The sequence below is a fragment of the Corynebacterium sp. NML 120412 genome (assembly GCF_002285155.1).
Taxonomy (GTDB): Bacteria; Actinomycetota; Actinomycetes; order Mycobacteriales; family Mycobacteriaceae; genus Corynebacterium; species Corynebacterium gottingense.
The window spans coordinates 71,092-80,326 of record NZ_NSGL01000005.1 but is presented as its reverse complement, the minus strand read 5'-3'; the positions used below and the strand labels follow the sequence as shown (position 1 = coordinate 80,326).

Sequence of the window (9,235 nt, the reverse complement as noted above, 5' to 3'; positions counted from 1 at the left end):
ACTGCCCTGGGTGTGTTCGCTGCCGCCCATGAGCACTTCAATGATCGCGTCTTTGACCGCTTGGCGTTCGCGTTCCTGGGCGAGGAGTTTCTTTAACTCTGCAGGGTCATCAGGCAGCGCATCCATATCGGGGACAGGACCTGGGCCTGGCAACCAGGAATCTACCGGTGCCGGACGGGTTGCGGCGTTGTGCTTATCAGCGATGCGCTGTTGCTGTTTGGTGCGTTTGTTTCTGCGATCTTTGCTCACACGTTCCATTGTGATCGCGTAGACCTCGTCGAACGGCAGCGACGCGGCAGCGGCAACCTCTTGCGCGTCGGGCCAGTACCGCGAAGTCCATTTCCGCACTGACCCACTGGCGACGCCAACTTGGTCGCCGATAATTGCAAACGACTGTGTTGAGGTCACACGACGTGCAACCGCATCACCGACTGTTTCCGGGGCATGCATACCCGGCTGCGGGCTAAGAGGGCGACCGTGACGTCTTTGCCTGACCCATAACCCGACCGTTGACCGAGAAGGGCGTTGGCCATAGCTTTCTTCCAGCCAATCGCCGATGCGCTTGTACGGCATGCCTTCAAGAAACTTATCAACTGCTTGCTCCCGGATCTCACGGGGAAAATGCGCGGACATCAGAAACCCTCTCCGCCCCCGGGGACACTCCAACTATTTGTCCGCGGTCCCTTTTCCCGCATCTTCGTCAACCAGTCCTCGTCAACTGAGTTGTGACCCCTTTGGCCCAGCGGGCCCGACCACTATGATTGGCCGAGTACTTGAAACGTACGCAAGACCTCTCTTTCCCAACACCCGAAGGGCCGTGTGATCTGTGGCGAAGCTCCTCTTCCGGCTAGGACGATGGTCCTACCTGCGCAAATGGCGGGTGATCGTGGCGTGGCTGCTCATCCTCGGCGCGACCGCGGCGGGCGCACTCTCGCTGATGCGGCCGTTTACCTCCGAGTTTTCCATCTCCGGCACACCCGCCATCTCCGCGCTGGACACGTTGGAGGAGAACTTCCCCGGGGAGGGCAACGTGGCCACCGCGCCGGGCGTCAACCTGGTGTTCGCCGCGCCCGACGGCCAGTCGCTGGACAGCCCGGAATACATGCGGGCGATGGACGACACGGTCGGCTACATCGAGGACAACCTCGAGGGGCTGAGCGGCACTGACCGCTTTGGCAACCCGGTCGAGGTCAACCGCGAGCTGCAGGACATGATCGTCACCCAGATGACGGACATGGGCCTGCCGGAAGAGACGGCGAAGGCGGACGCGCACAACCTGCGCACGGTCTCGGACGACGGCCGGATCGGCTACACCACCTTCGAGTTCGGGGCCGAGTCCTCCATGACGGTGGAGCAGGTAGACCGCGACGTGGTGAACCAGGCGATGCAGATCGGCCGCGACGCCGGCCTGGAGGTGGAGGCCGGCGGCGCCGGCTTCGGCGATCCGATCGAGATCAACACCACCTCCGAGCTCATCGGCCTCGGCGTCGCCTTCCTGGTCCTGCTCATCACGTTCGGCTCCCTCGCAGCTTCCACGATCCCGCTCATCACTGCGGTGGTGGGCGTGGGCATCGGCGCGCTCGCCATCGTGCTGACCACGCACTGGGTGGACCTGAACAACGTCACCCCGGTGCTCGCCGTGATGATCGGCCTGGCGGTGGGGATTGACTACGCCCTGTTCATCCTGTCCCGCTACCGCCAGGAGCGCAGGACGCTGCCCGGCCCCGATGCGGCCGGCATGGCGGTGGGCACCGCCGGGTCCTCCGTCGTGTTCGCGGGCACGACCGTGTTCGTCGCCCTGGTCGCGCTGGTGTTGGCGGGTATCGAGTTCCTCTCCTGGATGGGTCTCGCCGCCGCGCTGACGGTGCTGGTCTCCGTGCTCGTGGCGCTCACGCTCCTGCCCGCGCTGCTCGGCCTGTGGGGCGACCGTGCGTTCGCGGGCCGCATCCCGGGCGTTGCCGGCCAGCCCGGCCCAGGGAAGCGCCCCGCGAAAGATTTGGACCAAAAGTCCATGGGCCGCACCTGGGTCAACTTCGTGCGGAAGTTCCCGGCCGTGGTCATGGCGTGCGTGGTCCTGGGCCTGGGCGCGCTGGCTGCACCGGTGCTGGACTTGGAAATGGCGCTGCCGTCGGATAGCACCTCGAACCTCGACACCACCCAGCGCAAGTCGGCGGAGCTCATGGCGGAAGGCTTCGGACCTGGCGTGAACGCGCCGTTCCTCGTCGTGGTGGACGCGCATGCGGCGAACTCGGACTCGGAGATCTTGCGGCCGTACATGGACGCGATCCCGGACGAGCAGGGCGGCGACGCTGAGAAGGCGGCGCTTGCTTCCTTCCTCTACGCCGTCGGCGAGGCCGGCACGGTCAGCGGCATCCAGCACGCGCAGCTCATCGGTGTCAACGACGACATGACCGCGGCGCAGATGGTGGCCTACCCGCAGGGCGGTCCGGAGGAGGAGTACACGCTCGAGGTCGCGCACGGCCTGCGCGAGACCCTGCACCAGGTCGAGGACGCCACCGGCGTGACCATTGGCCTGACGGGGCTCACGGCGGTGCAGATGGACATCACCGAGGAGCTCAGCGGCGCGATGCCGCTCTACCTGGCGATCGTGGTTGGGCTGGCGATCCTGCTGCTCATGATCGTCTTCCGCTCGATCCTCGTGCCCGTGGTCGCGGGCCTGGGCTTCCTGCTCTCGGTCGGCGCGGCCTTCGGCGTCACGGTCCTGTTCTGGCAGGAGGGCTTCCTGGGCCTGGTCAACACGCCGACCCCGATTCTGTCCTTCCTGCCCATCTTCCTCATCGGCGTCACCTTCGGCCTGGCCATGGACTACCAGGTCTTCCTGGTCACGCGCATCCGCGAGCACTACCTCAAGCTGCGCCGCGAGGGCGACCCCGACGCGGAAATCCACGCCGTCCAGCACTCCACCGTCGACGGCTTCGCGCAGGGCGCGCGCGTGGTCACGGCCGCCGCGATCATCATGATTGCCGTCTTCGTGGCCTTCATCAACCAGCCGCTCCCATTCATCCAGATCTTCGGCTTTGCGCTCGGCGTCGCAGTGCTTTTCGACGCTTTCTTCGTCCGGATGGCACTCGTGCCGGCCACCATGTTCATCCTCGGTCGTTCGACCTGGTGGATGCCCCGCTGGCTCGACCGGATCTTGCCGCACGTGGACGTGGAGGGCACCGGCCTGGAGCGCGAGTTTCACCCCAATACCCACCCCGACACCCACACCGACACCAACCTTGACACTGCAGAACTGGAGCCCGCCCGATGAACCCCGCACACACCGATCTTTCCTACACCGTCGGCACTGAGCTCGAGCCCGCGCCGGGCCGCCACGGCCGCACGGGCACGATCCACACTCCGCACGGCGACATTCAGACGCCCGCGTTCATCCCCGTGGCCACGAAGGCGACGGTGAAGACGCTGACCCCGGAGCAGATCCACCAGACCGGCGCCCAGGCCATCCTGTCCAACGCCTACCACCTATACCTGCAGCCGGGCCCGGACATCGTCGACGAGGCGGGCGGCGTGGCCGCGTTTGAGCACTGGGACGGGCCGACCTACACCGACTCCGGCGGCTTCCAGGTGATGAGCCTGGGCGTCGGCTTCAAGAAGGTGCTGGCGATGGACATCGCGGACCTGGACGAGAGCGACATCCGCGCAGCCAACAAGGACCGCATGGCGCGTGTCGACGACGACGGCGTCGACTTTAAGTCCGTCATCGACGGCTCCTCGCACCGCTTCACCCCTGAGGTGAGCATGCAGATCCAGCACCAGCTGGGCGCGGACATCATGTTCGCCTTCGACGAGCTGACCACCCTGGTGGACACCCGCGACTACCAGGAGCACTCCGTGGAGCGCACCCGCCGCTGGGCGAAGCGCTGCTTGGACGAGCACGACCGCCTCACTCTGGCGCGCGAGGGCAAGCCGCTGCAGTCGCTGTGGGGCGTGGTGCAGGGCGCGCAGTACGAGGACCTGCGCCGATCCGCGGTGCGGGGCCTGCTAGACCTGGACCGTGAGGCCCGAGAGGAGGGTAAGCGCGGGTTCGGCGGATTCGGCATCGGCGGTGCGCTGGAAAAGGAGAACCTGGGCACTATCGTCGGCTGGGTCACCGACGAGTTACCCGCCGACAAGCCCCGCCACCTGCTTGGCATCTCCGAGCCGGACGACATCTTCACCGCCGTGGAGGCGGGCGCGGACACCTTCGACTGCGTCGCGCCGACCCGCCTGGGGCGCCGCGGCGGCGTGTACACCCTGGACGGGCGCATGAACCTCACCGCGGCCCGGTTCAAGCGCGACTTCGCCGGTGTGGACGAGGAGTTCGGCGGCTACGTCTCTCAGAACTACTCCCGTGCGTACATCCACCACCTGCTCAAGGCGAAGGAGTTCCTCGCTGGCACGCTGTGCACCATGCACAACCTGGAGTTCATGATCCGGCTGGTGGACAACATCCGCGCCGCCATCGACGCCGGTGAGTACGAGGCGTACCGCGACGAGTTCATGGGGCGCTACTACGCCAAGCAGCGATAGACCAAGACAATTTCGCGGGGGGGGGCGATGTGGGAGAGCACACGGCAGTGGAAAATTGAGATCTACGACGGTGGAAATTTTTCCAGGTTTTCGACCGCATAGGGGATGCAGAACGCGCAGTCGTACAGGCCGCGATCGAGCATGTTTTGAGGCGAAAAGGTATTGATATTTGTGCGGGAGAGTGGGGGAAACGTTGGACATGGACTATACGAGCCTAATGTTCACAGCTTTTTCATCCCCCATTCCCGTCCCCCACGATCAGCATCAGGAGAGGGGGGAGCGTAGCAATGGGAAATCTTTGAAGCGTGAAAGTAGTCCGTGAACGGCTTTTGCTCAAGATGCACACATTCCTCAGAGTCCCATTCGAACGATGCCAATTCATGCCAGACCTCAAATTGTAGCCGCATACAATGCAGATCCTTAAGGCCAAAAAAGCTGCATAGCTCTGAAATCGTAAACTCCGCAACGACTTCATCTTTGTACAGCTTAATCCGAACAACATGATGGTCAACGTCTACCGGTTCGCCACCCTCTAGGTTCCAGAGTGGGGTTTTTAACAATTTCATTAGAGCCTCCTTAATTTGACTCCCCTGTAAAGTCTCCCTGGCACCGTTCCAAGTTAAAGGAATGGGGATGGTGGTGCCACGTTATATCCAGCGCAACCTCTTGTGGCCAACACACTTCACTCACGTTCCCTTTCAATTAGGGTACGCCCCAGAGTTACATGTGATGTGCTGGCATTAATGAAACACGGCGAGTAGGAAGTCTAATTCAACCCCAACTTCTGCGGCCCGAGAATTTGGCTATCTCTCTGTTCGCACTATTTATTCTTCATTTTCCACGACTTACAATGCGTTTTGCAGACCATCGATAAGCTGGTAGGAGCGCAGTCCGTGAATGGCTAAAGTTACTAATAGGAGAACAAAGCTCCAACTATTCTGGGAAAATGAAAATATTAGTACGCCACAGATTTCGAGCTGCACGGAACCATTGGCGGGTGGAAAGGCGACGTTGACGATATGTGTTAAAAACACATAGACCTGTGGATTTTCATAGCTGCAGGGGAGGTGCGGGTAATGCCCACAACGAAGTACGAAGAATTCATGAAGCCGTACAAAGAGCAAGCTTCGGTTGAAGCGAGGCGTGTGCACGAGGCGGCCGGAGATCGCAGCGCGTGACGCGATCGGCGCGACGCTAGCTGCCGCGCGTCAAAACAGGCGTCTTTCCCAGCAAGCGGTGGCCGACGGTGCCGGGATTCCGCAAGCCGAGTTCAGCCGGAACGAAAACGGGCTAGGGAACCCCACGGTTGATACTCTGCTTAAGATTCTCACCACGCTGGACTTGCAAATGACCCTGGAGTCGTCCTCCGTCTCTGTCTATAACCAGGGGAAATAAACTTTTCGCTGAAAAGTTAGTCGGCGATCGCGTCCAGCGGCGGGGTGGAGGCGGCGCGCCGGGCTGGCCAAAGCGCAGCCAGCGCGCCAACGATCACGGAGCCGCCCAAGACGGTGGCGATGAGACGGCCGGGGATGATGATCGTCGATAAGCCTTGGCTCTCCAGCACGGTCAGGAACGCCCAGTCGAGCCCCAGCCCGAGCAGGACGCCGAGGGCGGCACCGAAGACGGACATTTGCACCGACTCGAGCGTGATCATGGTGCGGATCTGGCGCCGCTGGGTGCCTACCGCGCGGAGCATGCCGATCTCCTGGCGGCGCTCGATGACCGAGAGCGTGAGCGTGTTGATGATGCCGAGGACGGCGATGATTACCGCCAGGGAGAGCAGCGCGTAGAGGATGAACAGCATCTGATCGATCAGCGTGGCGGCCTCGCCCGCGACGTCCTCGGCGGAGCGGACCTGCACTACGATGTCGTGGCGCACTGCGTCCTCCAGGTTCGAGCGCAGTTGCGTCTGGTCCACGGTGCCGTCGCCGCTTACGCCCACCATGAGGATGGTTTCCGCCTTCCACGTGGCCACCTGGGCGGCCGCCTCGCCGGAGACGACGAAGGTTTGCAGAATGTTGGAGTCCTCGAACAGGCCGCCCACGGTGACTTCGACGGTGTCGGTGGACACCCCGGGTGCTGCGAGCTCGAGGGGGTCGCCGACGTGCCAGCCGCGCTGCGCGGCGATTTCGGTAGGCGCGATGAGCGTGTTGCCGGACAGGTCGGCGGACCCTTCCACCATGTTGAGCTGCAGCAGGTCGGCGGTGTTGCCGTCGATCACGTCGGTGGCACCTGCGGGGCCGAGCTGATGGCCGTATTCGCCGTCGACGGTGACTGGGGCCTGGCTGTAGCTGGTCACGGTGCCGACTCCGGGGGTGTTGCAGATGCGTTCCGGCAGGTCACTGGGGACGGGGAAGGAGCCGAGCTCCGGGCCGTAGAGGACGTAGTCTGCGCTGACCTCGCTCTTGGCTACGTCGTCGACGGAGTGCTTCATCGTCGCGCCGAGCATGCCAATCACCGTGACCAGGGCGATGCCCAGCATGAGCGCGAAGGCGGTGGTGGCGGTGCGTCGCGGGTTGCGGTGCGTGTTCGTGGACGCAAGCTTGCCGACGGCACCGAAGGGGAGCCCAATGGCCCGGCCAAATGGCGGCACGACAGGCAGGCTGAGCGCCGGGCCGGCGAGGAACAGGCCGGTGATCGCGGCGAGCGCGGCTGCGCCTACCAGCGCGGCACGCCGCCCCGTCGAGCCGTCGTCCCACGCCATGCCCGCGGCGGCCGCGCTCACGCCGACGACGATGAGCAGCATGCCGCCGATGGTGCGCCACTTCAGCGGCTGCGGCGTGGCGGACTCGCTCGCGCGCATCGCCTCGACCGGGCGGACCTGTCCGGCGCGTCGTGCCGGCGCGAGCGCGGAGAGGACCGTCACGATGGTGCCCACGACGAGCGGGACGGCGACGGCCTGCCAGGTAAGCCCCACACCGGAATCGGGCAGCTCCATGCCGTAGGCGCGCATGGCGACCTTGATCGCAGCGACGAGTCCTACCCCGCCTGCGACGCCGAGTGCGGAGCCAATCACGCCTACCAGCGCGGACTCCAGTGCGACCGAGCGGGTGATTTGGCCCTTGGTTGCGCCGAGCGCGCGCAGGAGCGCGAACTCCTTGGTGCGCTGCGCCACGATCATCGAGAACGTGTTGGCGATGAGGAACGTGCCCACCAGCAGTCCGACCAGCGCGAACGCGATGAGGAAGTAGCTGACAAAGCTTAAGGCTTCGCGGATTTTCGCGCTCGTGTCGTCGGCTACCGATTGGCCCGTGGCGATTTCCAGCTCGGGGTGCGCCGCATGCAGCTTCTCGACGATCGCGTCATCCCCAACACCGTCCGCAGCGGCAACCGTGAGCGCGGGCACCGTGTCGCCGCGCGTGTAGAACTCGGTGTACGTCTCCGGGCTCACGCGGAAGAGGAGGGAGGATTGCTGCGCGAGCTCGTTGTCGTAGAAGCCGGTGACGGTGAGCTCGTTGCGCCCGTCACGGTCGACGGCAATGAGGCGCTCGCCGAGTTCGATGCCGTAGTTTTCGGCACCGTTGGCGTTGAGCACGACCTCGCCGATCGTCTCAGGGGCGCGGCCTTCGGTGAGCTCGGTGGGTGCACCGACCGCGTCTTCTGGCCCGTAATAGAGCCCCAGGCGGGACGCACCCATCCGCATCTGGATAGCCGTTTCATCCTCATGTGCTGCAACGATGGACTTTTCGGCGAAAATATTGGTGCGCGCTACGTCCGGGTGCGCTGCAATCTCGTCGGCCTCCTCCCGCGAGATGGAGCCCTGGCCCTCGCCGGGGCGCACCACCGCGTCCGTGCCGTCAAGGACCGTGCCCACCGCTAAGTCGAAGGTGGAGGAGAGCATGGAGGTAAACATCAACGCGCCGGAGAGAAACGCGGTGCCCAGCACAACGGAAAGTACCGTGAGCGCGAGACGTAGCTTGTGGGCCGCCACGTTGCGCAGCGACACCGTTGCCATCGGGGAGGCCATCTATCCCTCCATGGCGGACATGACCCGCAGGATCGTGTCCATGTCTGGGCGCGCCAGCGAGTCGACGATGTTGCCGTCGCGCAGGAAAATCACGCGGTCGGCGTAGGAGGCGGCCCGGGCGTCGTGGGTGACAATCACCACGGTTTGGCCGTCGCGGTCTACGGAGGTGCGCAGGATGTCCAGGACCTCGGCGGAGGAGTTGGAGTCCAGGTTGCCGGTGGGCTCGTCGCCGAAGATGATGTCGGGCCGGGAGACGAGCGCGCGGGCACAGGCGACGCGCTGCTGCTGGCCGCCGGAAAGTTCGGCGGGACGATGCGCGAGGCGTTTGGTCAGCCCGAGGCGCTGGGTGATCTCGTCGAACCACGCGCGGTCGATGGTGCGGCCCGCGATGTTGGTAGGCAGCGTGATGTTCTCCGCCGCGGTGAGGGTGGGCACGAGGTTGAAGGATTGGAAGATGAACCCGAGGCGGTCGCGTCGTAAAGCGGTGAGTGCCTTGTCGCCCAGGGCGGAGAGGTCGGTCTTGCCGATGTAGGCGGAGCCGGAGGTGGCGGTGTCCAGGCCGGCCATGACGTGCATGAGGGTGGACTTGCCGGAGCCGGAGGGGCCCATGATGGCGGTGAACTCGTCGCGACGGAACTCCACGTTGACGCCGTCGAGGGCGGTCACCTGCGCCTCCCCCTGGCCGTAGGTTTTGACCAGGTCGACGGCGCGCGCTGCTGGCGGTGTGGCCACGGT

The 9,235-nt window shown here is 64.4% G+C and carries 7 protein-coding genes; 3 read left to right on the top strand and 4 right to left on the bottom strand.

Going from position 1 to position 9,235, the window contains the following annotated elements:
• A partial coding sequence (locus tag CKJ84_RS12100) for a hypothetical protein (protein ID WP_143340362.1) occupies positions 1-633 on the bottom strand: 633 nt, incomplete at its 3' end.
• Between the two features lie 193 nt (positions 634-826).
• On the opposite strand from CKJ84_RS12100, the gene CKJ84_RS10255 reads away from it, so the two are divergent.
• Complete coding sequence (locus CKJ84_RS10255; protein ID WP_095546873.1) at positions 827-3,274, top strand: MMPL family transporter; 2,448 nt, start codon at positions 827-829, stop codon at positions 3,272-3,274.
• Entirely contained in the window at positions 3,271-4,533 is a 1,263-nt protein-coding gene (tgt, locus tag CKJ84_RS10250) for a tRNA guanosine(34) transglycosylase Tgt (RefSeq protein ID WP_095546872.1), read from the top strand. The genes CKJ84_RS10255 and tgt overlap by 4 nt, the downstream gene beginning before the upstream one ends.
• 221 nt (positions 4,534-4,754) lie before the next feature.
• On the opposite strand, the gene CKJ84_RS10245 is transcribed toward tgt, so the two are convergent.
• The gene (locus tag CKJ84_RS10245) at positions 4,755-5,099 is read right to left on the bottom strand and encodes a hypothetical protein (protein ID WP_095546871.1); all 345 of its coding nucleotides are present in this window, start codon (positions 5,097-5,099) and stop codon (positions 4,755-4,757) included.
• A gap of 577 nt (positions 5,100-5,676) precedes the next feature.
• Between CKJ84_RS10245 and CKJ84_RS12710 the strand changes: the two genes are divergently transcribed.
• Positions 5,677-5,928 (top strand): helix-turn-helix domain-containing protein, encoded by a 252-nt coding sequence (locus CKJ84_RS12710; RefSeq protein WP_369801183.1) that lies wholly within the window; start codon positions 5,677-5,679, stop codon positions 5,926-5,928.
• A 16-nt stretch (positions 5,929-5,944) separates the two neighbouring features.
• Here the strand turns inward: CKJ84_RS12710 and CKJ84_RS10235 are convergent, their stop codons facing one another.
• Entirely contained in the window at positions 5,945-8,500 is a 2,556-nt protein-coding gene (locus CKJ84_RS10235) for an ABC transporter permease (RefSeq protein ID WP_095546869.1), read from the bottom strand.
• A complete protein-coding gene (locus tag CKJ84_RS10230; protein ID WP_095546868.1) occupies positions 8,501-9,232 on the bottom strand; it encodes an ABC transporter ATP-binding protein in 732 nt (243 codons plus the stop codon).
• Positions 9,233-9,235: the final 3 nt, after the last annotated feature.